At 65.8% G+C, this 16,836-nt stretch carries 12 protein-coding genes; 5 read left to right on the forward strand and 7 right to left on the reverse strand.

What is annotated here, in order from left to right; translation table 11 throughout:
* Positions 1–34: 34 nt before the first annotated feature.
* Positions 35–616, forward strand: coding sequence for a TetR/AcrR family transcriptional regulator (locus tag ACYVI5_RS17235; protein WP_460581324.1), 582 nt, complete (start codon positions 35–37; stop codon positions 614–616).
* A 51-nt stretch (positions 617–667) separates the two neighbouring features.
* Here ACYVI5_RS17235 and ACYVI5_RS17240 read toward each other — a convergent pair whose 3' ends face one another.
* Both ACYVI5_RS17240 and ACYVI5_RS17245 read right to left on the reverse strand, forming a co-directional pair.
* Positions 668–1,111: a hydrolase gene (locus ACYVI5_RS17240; RefSeq protein ID WP_460581325.1), complete on the reverse strand. Its 444-nt coding sequence runs from the start codon at positions 1,109–1,111 to the stop codon at positions 668–670.
* Positions 1,112–1,155: 44 nt separating this feature from the next.
* Entirely contained in the window at positions 1,156–1,947 is a 792-nt protein-coding gene (locus ACYVI5_RS17245; RefSeq protein ID WP_460581326.1) for a class I SAM-dependent methyltransferase, read from the reverse strand.
* A gap of 130 nt (positions 1,948–2,077) precedes the next feature.
* Between ACYVI5_RS17245 and ACYVI5_RS17250 the strand changes: the two genes are divergently transcribed.
* On the forward strand, positions 2,078–2,512 hold the full coding sequence (locus ACYVI5_RS17250) for a sigma-70 family RNA polymerase sigma factor family protein (RefSeq protein ID WP_460581327.1): 435 nt from the start codon (positions 2,078–2,080) through the stop codon (positions 2,510–2,512).
* Between the two features lie 121 nt (positions 2,513–2,633).
* Here the strand turns inward: ACYVI5_RS17250 and ACYVI5_RS17255 are convergent, their stop codons facing one another.
* The 5 genes from ACYVI5_RS17255 to ACYVI5_RS17275 all read right to left on the reverse strand — a co-directional run bounded on the left by ACYVI5_RS17255 (position 2,634) and on the right by ACYVI5_RS17275 (position 13,564).
* Positions 2,634–6,890: a discoidin domain-containing protein gene (locus tag ACYVI5_RS17255; RefSeq protein WP_460581328.1), complete on the reverse strand. Its 4,257-nt coding sequence runs from the start codon at positions 6,888–6,890 to the stop codon at positions 2,634–2,636.
* Positions 6,891–6,998: 108 nt separating this feature from the next.
* Positions 6,999–9,965 carry a carbohydrate binding domain-containing protein gene (locus ACYVI5_RS17260; protein WP_460581329.1) on the reverse strand — a complete coding sequence of 989 codons (2,967 nt, stop codon included), beginning with the start codon at positions 9,963–9,965 and terminating at the stop codon, positions 6,999–7,001.
* A gap of 48 nt (positions 9,966–10,013) precedes the next feature.
* Positions 10,014–11,579 (reverse strand): type 2 periplasmic-binding domain-containing protein, encoded by a 1,566-nt coding sequence (locus ACYVI5_RS17265; RefSeq protein ID WP_460581330.1) that lies wholly within the window; start codon positions 11,577–11,579, stop codon positions 10,014–10,016.
* A gap of 45 nt (positions 11,580–11,624) precedes the next feature.
* A complete protein-coding gene (locus tag ACYVI5_RS17270) occupies positions 11,625–12,596 on the reverse strand; it encodes a carbohydrate ABC transporter permease (protein ID WP_460536693.1) in 972 nt (323 codons plus the stop codon).
* Positions 12,593–13,564, reverse strand: coding sequence for an ABC transporter permease subunit (locus ACYVI5_RS17275; protein ID WP_460536695.1), 972 nt, complete (start codon positions 13,562–13,564; stop codon positions 12,593–12,595). Before ACYVI5_RS17275 ends, ACYVI5_RS17270 begins: the two co-directional genes overlap by 4 nt.
* A gap of 188 nt (positions 13,565–13,752) precedes the next feature.
* Here ACYVI5_RS17275 and ACYVI5_RS17280 point away from each other — a divergent pair, with 188 nt between their 5' ends.
* The 3 genes from ACYVI5_RS17280 to ACYVI5_RS17290 all read left to right on the forward strand — a co-directional run bounded on the left by ACYVI5_RS17280 (position 13,753) and on the right by ACYVI5_RS17290 (position 16,836).
* On the forward strand, positions 13,753–14,841 hold the full coding sequence (locus tag ACYVI5_RS17280) for a LacI family DNA-binding transcriptional regulator (protein ID WP_460581331.1): 1,089 nt from the start codon (positions 13,753–13,755) through the stop codon (positions 14,839–14,841).
* A 106-nt stretch (positions 14,842–14,947) separates the two neighbouring features.
* A complete protein-coding gene (locus ACYVI5_RS17285; RefSeq protein WP_460581332.1) occupies positions 14,948–16,000 on the forward strand; it encodes a hydroxyacid dehydrogenase in 1,053 nt (350 codons plus the stop codon).
* Positions 15,997–16,836: an alpha/beta fold hydrolase gene (locus ACYVI5_RS17290; protein WP_460581333.1), complete on the forward strand. Its 840-nt coding sequence runs from the start codon at positions 15,997–15,999 to the stop codon at positions 16,834–16,836. Before ACYVI5_RS17285 ends, ACYVI5_RS17290 begins: the two co-directional genes overlap by 4 nt.

The following is a 16,836-nucleotide window of genomic DNA, read 5'->3' on the forward strand; positions in this document are numbered from 1 at the left end:
TGTATGCCTGTACACAAAGCGGTATGCTGCAGTTGTGTCAGAAGCTGCGGCGCCCCTGAGACCGCGGAACGCGACCGCCACGCGCGCGCTCATCCTTGCGGCGGCTCGAGCGCAGTTCGCTCAGAACGGCTACCGACCGACCACGGTCAAGAGCGTGGCCGACGCGGCCGGGGTGTCACCCAATCTGATCACCCGCTATTTCGGCGGTAAGGACGGATTATTCGTCGCCGCTTCGCAGGCCGAGATCGCTGTCGACGGGGTCTACACGGGCGACCTCGACGGCTTCGGCGCGCGACTGGCGCGCAGCGTCCTTCGGCGCTGGACCATGCAGCCGGGCGAAGACCCACTGCTCGTGCTGCTGCGCGCTGCAGGCGAGCATCCGGAAGCCGCGGAGACACTCGCACGATTCCTCGACGAGAATTCCACCGATCGAGTGGAGAACTACCTGCGATCGTGCGGTTTTGCACCTCGGGATGCCCGCGACCGGGCGGAAGCCGTCGACGCCTTGATGCTGGGCCTGTCGGCCCGACGGCGCGTCCTGCGTTCCGACCTCGGCGACCTCAAGAAGCTCGAGCGGTGGCTCGCTGCGGCCATCCAACGCCTCGTCGCGGGATGATCCGCCCCATCCAACGCCTCGTCGAGGGATGATCCACCCCGTCGACAACCGTCAGGCGGCGTTGCCTGCCACTCGCACGAGGCCGACCATGTGCTTGTAGCGGGGTCTGGTCGCGAAGTCATTCCAGAACCAAAAAGCGGGCCTGCCCTCCTCCGCACACAAGTGGAGGAGCCGATCGCCGGCGACGATCGCGACATGTGCACCCCAGGCGCTGGGCGAGTCGTTGAACAGCACCAGATCAAGGTCCTGGGCATCGTTGCGTTCCGGGTGTGAAAGAATCTCGTCTTCCCAGAGCTGGCTGGAACAGTGTGGGGGTATACGGCGATCGAAGAGTTCCAAGACGGCGTACGCGTACCGCTGGCAATTGGCTCCGGCATCGATCGGAGCCAGCGCGGATGCTTGCGGATGCGCCTCGTAGCGGTACGGCGCGGCCGTCGCCCAGGAAGGCCAGCCACCAGTCGGCCGAAGCCACTGATCGAGATCCCGCGCTTCCACCCGATGATTCCAACACACGCGCCCGACCTGCGGGAGGGCGTCCTCTAGCGGGGCGCCGCGCGGACGATCACGAGGGAGCTGTTGTACGACGGCTCCTGCCTCAGCGCGCCGTGTTTCGCGTCCCACGCGCCGGCTCTCAGATCTGCGGCGAGGCGGTCCGTATAGGCGCGCGCCAGGCTGTCGTCGATGAAGCTCCACGCCGAACAAGACCGTCTGGCCTCCGGAATGAGGAGCTTTTCGGGTCGGCCGTAGTAGGCCTCGTTGAAGCCGTCTGTGCAGTCCAATGGGATCGGTACCGGCTGGACTGCCACCGTCTCGCCGAGGCCGGTACGCAGGGTAGGGATGGCTGGGTACCTGTGGTGTTCGGTGGCGATCACCGCTGGTGCGTACTCGGTCAGCCAGAACCGGTGCAGCAGGCCGGGGTCGCATGTCAGCACCACCACTGGACCACGGGTGACGCGCCTCATCTCGCGCAGGCCGGCCGCAAGATCCCGCCACTGGTGCACGGAAAAGGTCGTCATCGCAGCATCGAACGAGTCGTCTGGGAACGGAAGATTCTCGGCTGTCGCATCGATTGCCGCCGAGAGGCGCGGGGGCCGCTGGGCGCGCATGCTTGCGGACGGTTCCACGGCGGTCACGTCACGATCGACTGGTTCGTAGCCGCCAGCACCAGCGCCGACATTGAGAACGGTCTCGGCATCGCCCAGCGCATCCAGGATGAACCTAGCGATTCGAGGATCAGGGACGCGAAACGAGCTGTACTTCGATCCGATGCGTCCGTAGTCCGCATCCCCTGCGCTCCCGTCGGACGAGCGTTCACGATACGTCTCCGACACGGCTCAATCCTCGCACTCAACGGACGTGAATCCGCCGGACCGCGGGCCGCGAACCTCTTCAGCTTTCCGGATCTTGAGCATCTGCTGGGTCATGACGGGGCGACGAGCGCATGCTGGAAGGGTGAACGCGATGACGCAAAAGGCGCTGCGCACCACGACGGACCGGGCTGGGTCCTGGAAAGCCGCGTGGCGCTCGATCGTCGAGTCGCCAAACCACCGGGCGGTGCACGATCTGCACCTGGCCGCGGAGCGCGGTGACGGTGCACGCGTCGCATCATTGCTGGCGCCGAACGTCGCCGTCGTGGTCGACGCAGGCGACGACGAGCATCCGCACGCGCATATCGTGCGAGGTGTCGACGACGCGGCGATGGTGTTGATGCACGGACTGGCGGCCCGCCCTGGGCTCGTCGTTCTCGAGAGGCCGGTCAACGACCAGCCCGGACTGATCCTGCAGCGGGACGGCGAGCCCATCGCCGTCATGACGGTCGACTTCATCGCTCGGTGCGCGGTCGTGCTGTGGATCAGGCTGCGCCCGGCGAAACTGCGGCACTGGAACCACGTGTAGAGCGACACGCCGCCGAGTTCACGTCGCGGCGCCGAAGTCGTCCCAGGTCAGGTGCTCTCGCTCAGGCATTACGTCGCTCACTGGTTCTCCTAGCGCGCACCGCATCGTTCGGCGACTCGGCTCAGCCCGAGTAGCTCCCGAAGAGACGCAGCTCGGCGATGTTGATCCAGTTGTTGTTCGCGATTCTCAGGTATCGGTATGCAGTGACCGCGGTTCCGTCGGGCCGCGCCCAGGTCTGCCAGGAGAGGGTGCCGACGGCGTTGCTCGTCACCGGCGTCCAGGTCGACAGGTCGTTGGAACCTTCGATGCGGAGACCGGATGCTCGGTTGAGACCGTTCGCATCCTGCCGAACGAGTAGCTCGGCGTGATCGAGGCTGACGCTGTGACCCGCGCCGACGTCCAGGATCTCGGCGTACTGCCCGCTCACGGGTCCGATATCGGAGAACGTGGCGGCATTGCCGTCGAACATGTTCGCGACGTACTTCTGGTTAGCCGTGTCGGGCTGACCGGTCGCCGTCACCGGCATGAACAGGCTGCCCGGGTCGGCGATCAGCCCGGCGTTCGAGGTGAGGAACACACCGGATGCGTCGGTCGTGCGGGTCAGAGCCTGACGCGGCTCCCCGTTCGGGCCGGCGTACGTGACGCGAAACGAGAGCAAGCGGCCGGGTGCGGCATCCGATGCCTCCTTCAAGGAAGCGTGCCAGGAGGTACCGCTTCCCGTGACGGTCGCCGAATGTCCGTCGATCGTCGACTCGACATCGGTGATCGCTTCGGAGGTCGTGAAATCGAGGTTCACGGTGTCTCCGCCGACCGCGATGCCGGGCTCAGCATCCGTCGAGCCGAGATGCGCAGCGGTCACGGAGTCGAGCGGCGGGGCCACTCGGGCGCCGAAGAGACGCAGCTCGGCGATGTTGATCCAATTGTTGTTCGCGATCTTGAGGTAGCGGTACGCCACCGGCGACGTGCCAGGACGGAGCGCGAGGGTCTGCCAGTCCAGCGTTCCTCTGGCGTTGTTCGTGATGGTGGTCCAGGTCGACTGGTCGTTGGATCCCTGGATGCTCAGCCCGCTCGCCCGGCTCGTGCCGTTGTTGTCCTGCCGAACGAGCAGCTCAGCGCGGGAGAGCGCGACGGATCCTCCGTCGCCGAAGTCGAGCGTGATGTAGTACTGCCCGTTCACCGGCCCCACATCGGAGAACGTCGACGTGTTGTCGTCGAACATCTTCGCGACGTACGCCTCCTTCGACACCTCGACATCGCCGGTCGGCGACACGGGCGTGCTGACTGCCGGCACGTTCGAGATCAGCCCTGACGAGTTCGAGAGGAAGAGTCTCGAACCGTCGGTCGTAGCGACGAGCGGATCCGCCTTCCGCCCGTCGGCCGTGGTGTAGCCGATGGAGAAGGCGGCCGGCTGCCCCGAGGCGATCGTGTCCGGCAGCACGGCCGTCGCCTTCCAGGCCATACCCGCTCCCGTGATGGTTGCAGCCTGCCCGGCGATTGAGCCGGCGACATCCCTGATCGGCTCTGTGCTCGTGAACGCGAGGGTTACCGTGTCGCCGCTGCTCGCGATCCCGGGTTCGGCGTTGGTCGACGTGATCGTCGCGCTCGCGATGCGATCGACGGCCCCCTGGCGGGCCCCGTGGATGTGGAACTCCGCTAGGTCGAAGATGCCGGGAAAGTTCGGGTCGGTGGGCACTCCCGGGTCGTCGACCTGCACCTTGAGGAAGCGGAAAGCGGTGTCGGTCAGCCCGGATGCGACAGGTAGCGTCTCCAGCCCATTCGTGTTCGTCGTCTCCTTGGTGGTGAGCTTCGTCCAGGTGACGTCGTCGTTCGATCCGTACACGTTGGCACCTTGCGAGCGATTACCGAACGTCTGTCGCGCCTGCAGATCGAACGCCGTCGTCTTCACCCGGTAACCGCGACCGAAGTCGACCGTGAAGGAATTGACGTGCAGGTCACCTGGGAAGGTGTAGTTGTCGTCGTCGGTCAGGTAGCCAAGGGTTCCGGCGGGCAAGGTCGAGCTGGTGATGCCCACGTAAGCCAGGGTGCCGTCGGCGGAGACAGGGTTCAGCAGCTGCAGCCCGGCGACCGCATTCTGGATGTTCGCCAGCGCGGTCGCGAAGTCCGAGTCGCTGTCGGTCGTCAGGCCCGACTTCGCGTCGGCCACGGCTGAATCGAACGCCGGTTTGGTGTCGCTGGTATAGGTCTCGGCGGCGTGATATCCGATCTCGGCGAGCGCGATGGCATCCGCACGGTTCTTCGCGATGGCCAGCGTGACCTTCAGCGCCGTCATCGTGGTTCCGTCGTCCGCCTGCACGATCATGGTGTGGTCGCCCACATCGCCGCTCGCCGGGCGCCACTGAAGCTCACCGCTGGACGACCCGACGCTTACTCCTGTCGGCGCACCCGAAACGGTGTAGGCCACCACGTCGCCTGCTCCCGAATCCTTGGCGGCGAGACCGACGTCCATCGGAACACCGGCGATTCCGACCAGTGTGACGCTTGCTCCCCGCGGGAACAGCGGCGGCGTCACACCTGCAGCCGCGTTCGGGACGACGTAGTCGAGGTCGATGTGACCGCTCGCGCCGGTGAACGTGTAGTAGACGATGTTGTTTGCGCCGGACTGCCAGCCGGGCACCACGCTCGAATCCATGTCGTAGGTGACCATCCGCCACCGGCCGCCGGTGTCGGGCACCGTGAGCGTCTGATACGCGGTCGCGCCCATGCGACTGCGCACCTGCAGGGTGGACACCGCGTTCGTGCGCACGCGGATCGCGACCGGGCTGTAGCCGGAGAGCGAGCCGTACTGCATGGTGCGAACGGCAAGGGTCGTACCCTTCTTGTCGACGCGAGCGCTCAGAATCTTCTCGCCGCCGTCGGAGGTTGTCTTGACGCTGCCGCTGATGAGGGATGCCTTCTGCACGAACGACACGTTCTTGTTTGGTTTCGGCACGGTCTGGCCCTTCGCCGCAGCCGGGATGGAGAGCCAGTAGTCGTCGCCGGTGAGCGTTCCGCCCCAGAAGCTCTGCAACCCGTCGGAACCGATCTTGGTACCGATCTCGTTGACGTTGAAGTTGTAGTAGAGGGCGCCGTCGCGCTGCTGGAATTCCTGCTCGACGTATGGGGCAGCCTTCGCCACGTCCACGTGCTCCAGGTACTTGTAGATGTAGTAGATCTCGTTGAGCGATTCGCTCCACCGTCCTCGGTACGCTTGCGCAAGCCTGCCGCCCTGCTGCGTGATGTCGATCCATGGGATCTTGTAGCCGTCCATGAAGCCGAAGAACGCGTTCGTGCCTGCCAGCAGCCGGTCGCCCAGGAACCGGTAGGGGTCGACGGCATCGCTCGCCGTCGAGACGGTGCCAGCCTTCGGATCGAGCTTCGTGCCCTGCGTATTCACGAGCCGGGCGAGTGTGGTCAGTGTGAGCACATCGTCTCCCGCGTGCGCCTGATCACGTCCCATCTCCAGGTCGTTGACGAAGGAGTAGCCGTACGGGTTGCGCGGATCCTTCTTGTCGATAAGCCGATACATCGAGCCGAGCGCACCGTTGACATCCTGATCGGGAGCAGTCGAGTTCATGGTGAACCACTCCACGGCCTGGTCGTACCTCGCCTTGTTGTCGGTGAAGATGTAGCTGGCCATCGCGCCCTCGAGCGGCAGGATCCCCTGGTTCATGTACCAGGCGTTGCCGTAGTCCATCGTGTTCACCATCGGGACCGCGAAGTTGTTCGTGAAGTCGGCGGTGTCTTGATCGGTCCACGCCAGCGGGTACCCGTCGGTGCTGGGCACAACAGAGGTGTAACGGAGCAGCTCGGCCGCGGCCATGATGCGGTAGACGAAGGGACCCGTCTTGATTTCGGCATCCGCAAAGAACTTGTAGCCGGCCGGATCCATGTGGCTCCAGATGCGGACGATCTTCATCGCGTTCTCGCGGTAGACCGGGTCACCCGTCAGGTAGTAGAGGATCGCCTGGGTGTACGCGCCCTCGGAGTCCGTGCCCAGCTTGTTGCTCTCGTCGACGCTGTTGAACTCGCTCTCGGCGGGAACGCCGACGCCCGAGCCCTGGTTCGCGGAGGTCAGAGTGGTGCTCGCGTACTTCGTGGCGAGCATCCCCTGGTAGTAGCTCGTCCATGGGTCGGCGCCGGCGATGAGCTCGTCCCGTGTGGTCGCGAGGCTCGCGGCGCCGACGCCGACGCCAGGGTGCACGAAACCCGCGGTCGTCGTCTTGTCGATGGTCACCGTCTTGGTCACCGCAGGGGCCGTACTGCTCGTGGTCCCAGCGTCGGCCAGCGCCGCCTGCGCCGGCACGAGGCCGGCCGCGATCACAGCAGTGGCCGCTACGGCGGCCGCCCATCCTCCTCGGCGTCTACCCAACCCGAACATTCGTCTTTTTCCTCCGTTGCAGATTTCGCGGTACTTCGTCGTGGTGCGTGATGCTGCGGGCAGACGTCCACCACGGCTCGATGGATCGACCCGACCGGACGTGCGGGTTCAGTTGCTGAGGTAGAGAACCACTGTGCTCCGCGGCGGCACGGCAAGCCCGCTCGCCAGGGCGACGTGGTCCTTGTCGCCATGGAACCCTCCGGGCGGGGGCGTCAGCAGGCCGCCGGTGCCCGCTCCGGTCTGCTTCAGGGTGAACGTCTGGTCCTCTGTGGTGTTCATCGCCACGAGGTACCGGCCGTACTTCAGCTCGTAGTACGGGGCGATGCCGACGAGTGCCTCTTCGACCCCGAGCTCGGTGGAACCCAGCGCGGGGTGGGCGTCCGCCGGGATGATCGCCAGCGGAAGCACCTCGCCCGCGTAGGCCTGGTGCACGGTGTCCCCGGGCGGGGTGATGCCGCCCTCGGGGAAGTTCGAGCCGCCGTTGCTGTCGTTGATCGTGTAGTCCTGGTTCACCCAGTCCTGCACCGTGAAGGTGCTCGAGCTGAGCTGACCGCCGGTCTTCTCCCGCACGGTGGCCGACTGCTGGGACGACGGCGTGAGAAGGTGCACGCGACCCCAGTCGTTCACGCCCTGCCGCGCTCGCCAGTACAGCGAGGCGAAGAACAGTTCCTGCCCGTGCTTCACGGCGAGCACTCCGTCGACCTCATCCGTGAAGGCGAAGTCCGGAGCGTCCCAGTTCACGGGCATCCGCTCACTGGATGCCGCGAGCCGGCGGAATGCAGGCAGGTCGCGTGCCAGCATGCGCGTGGCGTTCAGCTGCACCCGATTGCCGGTGTTCGTGAACATCAGGCTCAGCTGCGGTGCGAACTGCCCATCGTCGAACATCTCCTGCGTCCACCCGGTGAGCTTCGGGTCGTCGAAGGCCGCCGCCGCCATGACGGGGCTGCAGTCCCAGACGGTGCGCGATGCGTAGATGACGATGCCGGGGTACTGCTCGTTGCGCCAGCCGACAACCGTCTCGAGGCGGGAGACCCGGTATCCGTCGGCATCCGCGTCGAACTGCCGGAAGTAGCCGCGCGCCTGCACCATCTTGACCATCTGCTCGCGCACTTCTGGCGCCTCGACGGCCTGGTATCCGCGGGTTATCGACTCGTACATCATCACGAGCCAGTCGGTGACCTCGCCGTAGCTGCCGACGTAGCCCAGCTCGCGAGTGAGTCCCTTCGGGGTGACGACGTAGTAGTCGGTCCCGAGTGGCTTCGTACGCGTACCGTCCGGCAGTTCCGGGCCGTACCAGGGCTTCAGGCCGATGCTCTCGTAGACCCATTCGCGGGCACGCGACTCCGGCCACGCATCCTTGGGTGAGATCAGGGACAGGCCACGATTGCATTGGTAGATGCCGATCGCCGTGATCTGCGCCTGGTTGGAGTAGTGGCGCATGTTCTGCTTCCAGTAGTCGCGGCTGGAGAGCAGCATGTCGGCGTACGCGACACGACGGCTCGGCTCGCCGGATGGCGCTGGCGGGGTGCCGTCCACCTGCTGCATCGTGACGTCGTCGAACCAGGCGGTTCCGGTGCCATCGACGCGCAGGTCGATGCGCGCCTTCGTGGCTCCGGACGGAACCGCCAGGCTGGCGGTCAGCTGCTGCCAGTCGTGCGTGCCGGTCGCACCGTAGAACTTCTGATCGGACTTCACGATCTGTCCGGCGTCGTTGTAGAAGAGGATGTCCAGGTACGGCCCGAGTCCCGAGACGGCGTCGGTTCTGCACCACACGGCGAAGGCGTACGTACCGGTGCCGACCAGCGGCCGGCCGGCGATGGTGACGCCGACGGCACTGCCCGTCGCGCCGTTCGCGTTCGCGGTGATCTTGAGGGATGAGTTGCCGGAGTGCGCGACGGCCGAGTCGGCGCTCACCGTGCCCGAGCCTCGCCACCTGGATGTCGTCCATCCGGCTGTGCCGAGTTCGAAGCCGGGATTCGCGACGGTGGTCGGGCCGGTGGTGACGGTCTTGTCGAGCTCGTCCTGGATGTCCTCCCACAGGTACGCGAGCACGAGGCCCACCCTGCCGAAGCCCTGCCACTGCTGATCGGACCCCGTGAGCACGGTGGGATCGGCCTTCCAGGCGTTGTAGCGGCTGTCGATCGCCGCGCAGATCGCCGTGAGCGCGTCCGGGTTCTGGTAGGCGGGGCTTGCCTTCCACGCGTAGCCCTCGGCGAGCATGTTGAAGCCCCAGGCGTCCGCACCGTACGCCCCGCCACCGTAGATGAGTGCGTTGTGCTCGGCGAGCACCTGGGTGGTCAGCTTCGCGATCGCAGCGTCGTCCTCGTTCGGCCGATTCTTGGTGGCCGGCGCCGCACCGAGCACGTCGGATGCCGATGGCAAGAAGTATGGGTCGGTGTGGGTGTACACGCGGTAGACCGGGCGGGACGGCTCCGTCTGCTTGTAGAAGTAGGTGTCGGTGGTGCCGCCGTAGTCCCAGATGCGGCCCATGGACCGGATCTCGAGTTGCAGACTCATCTTGCCCTTGGTGTAGCTCTCGGGGAGCGGGAGGGTGTGGAAGAAGAACCGGCCCGGGCTGCGCGGGTCGGTACCGAGCTGATCGAGGTTGTCGACCGGGCCCTCGTCGTACCAGCCGACAGATTTGCCATCGACGAAGAGCTGGAGGCGCCAGTTGTGCGATTCATCGGCCTTATCGGAGACGTCGCCGCCCCACAGCTTCACGGTCAGGTACGTCGTGTGAATGGGATCGACCCTGACGGTGAAGACCGCTGAGCCGCCCCACCAGTTTGGGGTGCTCTGCGGATTGAACACGCGGGCGGGCTGGGACAGCGCCCCGGTGACCACGTCGGAGAGCGTGCCGCTCAACGCATGAGCGTTCTCGGAGGCCGCATCGCCGAACACGACAGTGTCGAGCGGGGCGCGCAGCGCTGGCCTAGTCGTGCTCGCACTCGCCGAACGCCCGGTGCTCGCTGCCGACGCCGGCGCGGGCGGCCAGGTGAAGGGGCTTGTCGCCGCCACTCCGGCGGCGGCCGCGGCGACCGCCAGCACGCTCCGCCGACTGATCTCTTTGCTCATGCTTTCTCCCGTTCACTTCGTCGTGGGGCCGGAAAACGCGCGGCCGGGCTACTTCTGGCTCTTCAGGTAGGCGTTCACCTGCTTCTTCATCTCGTTCTGCAACGTGCTCAAGCCGGCGGAGTCGGCGGCGGACTTGAGCTTGTCGAGCTGGCTGTCGACATCCACCACGCCGTAGTAGAGCGGATTCGCGTACTGGGTGATCACGTTGTTCATGGATGCCGCGGCCTGCTTGACCGGGGTGACGTTCGGGATGAAGGATGCGAGCGTCGCCTTGGTGAAGTTGCCGTAGTCCTGCGCCCAGTCGAAGACCTTGGACTCGGATTCCGTCATGAACGACGAACGGCGCTCGAGCTTGGTGCGCCACAGCAGCGAGAAACCGGGGAAGGCGTATGTGCTCAGCTGCTTCACACCATCGGATCCGACGGGCTCCCAGTCCGTGCCCTTGATGCCGTACTCGAGCAGATCGTGGTTCTCCTGTACCGACAGGTAGTCCTGGAGGGCAAGCGCTCGTTCGACGTTGCCGCCGTTGGCATTCACCACCACGAGGTTGTCGGCCTGGAAGGTCTGAAGCGGCTTGGCCGAGGTCAACGGGCCACCGAAGGGCAGCACCTCCTCGAGATCCGCGCTCGGCACCGCCTTGCGTAGTCCGACGAGCGCGTTGCTCGCCGTGCCGTCGGTGATCGCCCATGCGCCCGCGAACTTGCCGGCCTGGAACTGGGCATTGATGGTCGCACTGTCGGCGTTCAACCCGTTCGCGTTGATGATTCCGTCTTGGTAGTACTTTCGGATGCGGCGCAGCGTCTCGACGACGCGCTCGTTCTCCCAGAACGGCACGGGGTCCGCGGAGGCGGCGGCAAGATCCTTCTCCTTCATGCTGAAGTAGAGGCCGGAACCGGCGAACAGCGTGTTGAAGTACGTCGTCGGATCCGCCCAGCCGCTCTGATCGAAGAGACCGACCGGACCCTGCGGACCGATCGCGAGCTCGAACGTCTGGTTCGACGAGACCGCGAACGGCGTGATGCCCGACTCCTTCTGCTTGACGTCGTAGAAGAACTTCTCGAGCGTGCCGTAGTCCTGGATCGTGTCGAAGCCGAGCTTGTCCGCGAGGTCCTTGCGGATGCTGAAGTGCTGCACGCGACCGGCACTGTTTACCTGGGGGACGCCCCAGAGGTGCCCGCTCCACTTGTTCGACGCGATCAGTTCCGGTGCGAGCTGCTTCGACAGGTTGGGCCACTTCGAGATCTCTTTCGTGAGATCCACCAGCGACTTGTCCTGCTGCAGCTGGGCCATGTTCAGCCAGAGCGCCTGCAGGGCGGTGTCGAACTTCGCACCAGCGGTGAACTTGAGCAGCGACTGCTGGGCGTAGTTGGTCCAGTTGATGAACTGCGCGTCGAGCTCGAAGCCGTGCTCCTTCTTCAGTCCGGCGTTGAACTTCGCGAGCACGGTCTTCCAGTTGCTCGGTGCCGTACTGGGCAGAATCGCGAGCGACGTTCCGCTGAGGCTTCCCGAGGAGCCCGTGCTGCTGCATCCGGCCAGGGCTCCAGTCAGGCCGAGGCCGATCGCAACAGCGCCGCCCAGGGCGAGAAAGCCGCGACGGCTGATTGTCGTGGACATATCCGTGTACTCCTTTGTGAACAGATTGCGGGGGGTGGGTTGGGGTCAGCCCTTGGTGGCGCCGAGGGTGAGGCCCTTGACGAAGAACCGCTGTGCGAAGGGATAGGCGAACAGGATCGGGGCGATCGTCATGACGGTCATGGCGAAGCGCAGCTGGTAGACGGGCGCTGCAGCCTGTGCCGCGGATGCACCGGGCAGCGAAGCAGCGTTGGTCACGTTCGAGATCAGGTTCTGCAGGATCAGCTGCAGCGGGAACTTGTCCGGGTCCGAGATGAACAGCAGCGCCATGAACCACTCGTTCCAGTACGTGACGGCGTAAAACAGGCCGAGCACCGCGAGGATCGGCTTGGAGAGCGGGATGACGATCTGGAAGAAGATGCGCAGCTCGCCCGCTCCGTCGATCCGGGCCGAGTCGAGGATCTCCTCGGGCAGCTGCCGGAAGAAGCTGACGGCCACGAAGATGAGGAACGGCGCGAGCATGACCGGCAGGATCACCGAGAACCAGCTGTTGGAGAGGTTCAGCACCTGCGTGACCAGCAGATACAGCGGCACCAGCCCGCCGGTGAACAGCATCGGGATGTAGGCGAAGACCGTCAGCGGCCTGCTGATGCGCGGCAACCGGCGCGCGATGACCCAGGCGAGCGATGCCGTGCACGACAGTGACAGTGCCGTTCCCACGATGGTGATGAACAGGGATGCGACGTAGCCGTTGACCAGCGATTGTCCCGTGAACAAAAGCTGATAGGCGGCCAGCGAGAAGGGTGCGGGCCAGAAGCTGTAGCCGTTCGCCGCCAGTACGGATTCGTCGGTGAACGAGCCGGCCAGGATCATCCAAAGCGGAACGAGGCAGAACAGACCGAAGATCGACACGCAGACGTAGCTGACGATTGTGAACGGCTCGAATTTCGCGCGGGAGCGTCGCCGTGGCGCTTTACCGGCCGGCTGGATCTCCGCGAGCACGGTCTCCGCATCGATGTCGGTGATGGTCTGCGTTCGACCGGATGCGATGAGGCTCACAGGATGCTGCTTTCCTTGTCGACCCGGCGCTGCACGAGCACCGCGGCGGAGACGAAGACGAACCCGACGACGGACTGGAAGAGCCCGATCGCGGCGGTGGTGCCGAAGTCGCCGACGGTTCGGAGCGAACGGAACACGTAGGTGTCGATGACGTCGGTGGTGGGGAAGAGCGTGCCGTTGTCGCCGACGATCGCGTAAATCGTCGCGAAGTCGCCGAAGAAGATGCGGCCGACGCCGAGCACGATGAGGATGCCCATTGTGGGCAGCAGGAGCGGGGTCGTCACCGATCGCGCCATGCGTGCCCGGCTGGCGCCGTCGATCGATGCCGCCTCGTAGACCTCTTCGGGGATCGAGGTGATCGCAGCGAGGAAGATGACCGAGGTGTAGCCGCCGAGTTGCCAGACCTTGACGATCGTGAGGATCCACGGCCACGCGCCTGGCTCCGTGTACCAGTTCACCTGCGGCAGATCGAAGACGTTCAGCATGTTGTTGACCATGCCGCCACGACCGCCGACGCCGGCCAGCACGGCCTGCAGGATGATGCTGATCACGATCGGTGAGACGAAATACGGGAAGAAGATGATCGACTGCCCGAACCGTCTGGTGAAGTGACCCTTGATCTCGTTCAGCATCAACGCGAGCAGCAGGCCGGCCGCGAGCGACGCCGCCAGGAACAACGCGTTCAGGAAGATCGTGTTGATGACGATGCGCGGGGCGTCACCGCTGGAGAAGAAGTACGCGAAGTTCTGCAGACCGTTCCACGGGCTGCCGAAGATGCCGTCGCTGACGTTGAAGTCTTTGAAGGCGACGACGAGCCCGGCCATCGGGCCGTACGCGAAGACGGCGAACCAGATGACGCCCGGAAGGGCCAGCAGGAGGAGGCCCAGAGTGCCGCGGCTCGTCGGCTTTCGCCGCCGCCGAACGGCGATGGCGCCGCGCGGTGCGGCGACTGCGGTGCCTCGTTGCACGGTGGCTCCTCTGAGAGTCTCGGGTTTCAGTTCGCTATGGAACTAGTTTCACAAACGCGAAGCTAGACCACGTCCTGGCCCGTGTCAAGCGGCTGACCCGACCCGTTACACCGGGAGAACCGGCCGGCACGCCACGCGAGCCTGTCACCGTTCACGCTCTGCGCAGATCGCCGAGTACGATCCCGACCATGTCCACTCCAGGCGAATCGCCACGCTCGCGACGGGGCGGATCGCGCGGCCCGGCCCGGGTGGGCAGCGCGAACCTCCGCGATGTCGCCGCACGTGCCGGCGTCTCACCGGCGACCGCATCGCGGGTGTTCGGCGGAAGCAGCAACGTGCACGCCGACACTCGTGCCCGCGTGCTCGCCGCGGCCGACGAGCTCGGCTACGTCGTCAACGGGCTTGCGAGGGCCATGACCGGCAGAGGTCCAGGGACCATCGCTTTCGTGGTGCGCTCGATGATCGGCCCGACCTTCGCGTCCCTGGCTGCCGGCGCGGAGAGCGTCGCCACGGCGAACGGGCACCTGCTCCTGATCTCGACGACAGAGGGCGACCTCGACCGCGAACGCGAGTTGATCACGACGCTCAGGGAGCAACGCGCCCGCGCCGTGCTCTATGTCGGCTCGACCGAGTCCGACACCGCTTTCGATTCCCGTGTCGCCGGTTACGCGAAAGATCTCGCAGACGTGGATGCCTCGCTCGTGCTGTGCGGACGCCCTCCCATCGCAGGCGCACCGGGCATCCTCAGCGTCGACTACGACCATCGGGCCGGCGTCGGGTCGGCTGTTGACGAGCTCGTCAGCTTCGGCCATACGCGGATCGGATACATCGGCGAAGGCAAGGGCATGACCACCGCGGAGCAGCGCCTAGACGGATTCCGGAAGGCGATGAAGCGCAACGGGCTGCGGCATCCACGGGAGCTCATGCACGAGTCCGCGAACACCGAGGAGGCCGGGGAGGCCGCCGCCTGGGCATTGCTGTCATCGAATGCCCACCCCACCGCAGTCGTCGCGATGACCGACAACATCGCGGTCGGCACCTACCGCGCAGCCCGAGCGCTCGGACTGCGCATCCCTGAAGACATCTCGATCGTCGGGTTCGACGATGTGCCGATCGTCGGCGACCTCACTCCGGGGCTGACGACCGTACACCCGCCCTTCTACGAGGTGGGCGTGCGCGGCGCGCGCATCGCACTCGGGCTCGATGCGCCCGAGAACGTGCTGCTACCGACTCACCTGGTTCGACGCGGCTCGGCCGGGCCGGCAGCGACGAGCTGACGCGCGACCCTTTCGGGCTTCTCGACATCGGTTGCATTCAATCTCGTTTGTAACTAGTTTCAGAGCGGCGGCCACTTCCGCCGCGAGATCGATCGATGAGGTTTTCATGACGAGCGCTCCGGGCAACACGACGGCGGAGGCGGAATCCGCCCTCGCTGCCTCCCCGAGATCCACCATCGGCTTTGCCATGGCCATGAACCCACCAGAGCTCGCCGAGCATCTCTTCGGCGTCGACCTCGAGGCACTACGAATCGATGGTGCCAAGGCTTTGCACCCTTCCCCGTTCACGGGCTTCGACCAGCCGGATGCCCGGGATGTGCTCGAACGCGCCGACGTGCTCATCACCGGGTGGGGCGCGCCCGCGCTGACCGACCACGACCTCGACCGAGCGCCGCGCCTGCGCTACGTGCTCTATGCGGGTGGGCAGGGCTCGATCCTGCTACCGCCGAGCGCTCGGCACCGCGGCATCCAGGTCTCCAACGCGGGATGGATGAACGCCATCCCGGTGGCCGAGTTCACCGTCGCGATGATCGTGCTGGCGAGCAAGCAGACCTTCGAGGCCCGCCGCCTCTACCGCACTCGCCGAACCAGGATCGATCGCGAGCGCGAGTTCCCGACGGCGGGCAATCGAGAGAAGACCGTCGGGATCGTCGGCGCGTCGCGCATCGGGCGGATCGTGATCGAGAGGCTCCGCTCGCTCGACCTGCACGTGCAGGTCTACGACCCGTTCCTCACCGACACGGAGGCACGCCGCCTCGGGGTACGACGGGTGGATCTCGACGAGTTGATGCTCACCAGCGACATCGTGACGCTGCATCCTCCGCTGAATCCGTCGACGGAGGGGATGATCGACGCGGCCCTGCTCGGTTCGCTGCCCGATGGTTCAACCTTGATCAACACCTCGCGGGGCGGCATCGTCGATCAGGACGCCCTCGTCGCCGAACTGCGGACAGGGCGCATCGAGGCGATCCTCGACGTCACGACACCCGAGGTGCTGCCGCCCGACCACGAGCTCTACACCATGCCCAACGTCTTCCTCACCCCACACATCTCCGGATCGATGGGCACCGAGATCCGGCGGCTAGGCGACCATGTGGCGACCGAGCTGGAGCGCATCGTCAACGAACTGCCACTTGCCTTTCCCGAGGTCCTTCCGTGATATCGCTGCACGTCGAGGAGACCCTCTCAGCGGATGCCGGCCGGCGCGGCACGATCGTCGCGGTTCCCGGACTTGCCGAATCGGCGGCGACCCTTCGAGTGACAGCGCGGCATTGGGCCTCCCTTGGATTCCGCGTACTGGCGATCGATCCGCGCGGTCACGGGGAGTCGCCGCGCTGGACCCGAGAACTGCTGCAGAGACATCCGGGCGATGTCATCGTCGCTGAACTCCTAGCCGAACTGGCACCTCGGCTCGACGGCGACCCGCTCGTCGTGTTCGGGCATTCCGCCGGAGGATCGGCCGCGGCGGCGGTCGCGGCGAGCATGGCGGCTGGTCTGAGCGGTGTTCTTCTCGAGGATCCGTTCTGGCGCTTGCCCGTGACACCCCACCAGGATCCGCGCGTCGCGACGGAAGCAGCGGAGACGCTCCAGCGCCAGCAGGCGATGACCGAGGAGGAACGGCGCAGCGAGATCAAGGCCCTGTTTCCCCGGTGGCCGGACGACGAACTGACCGAATGGTCACTGGCGAAGCTGCGCACCGACGTCGAGCTGGTGCGCAACGGCGACGTCATCCCGACCGCCCCCTGGACGACACTCCTCGGAGCGCTCAGGGACGCCTCGGTGCCAGTGCACATCGTGACGGGCACGGTCGCGATCGGCATCACCGAAAACCACCGCGCCATCGCCCGATCGCTCGATGCCGGCGTCACGGTGATCGAAGGCGCCGGCCACTTCGTGCGCCGGGATGCCCGCGACCGGTTCCATGCCATCGCGGACGCGTTCCTCGACCAGACGGTGTCTTCGCCGGCTGAACACGGCGCCCGTCTGCTTCAATGA

This window comes from Humibacter ginsengisoli (assembly GCF_054780095.1).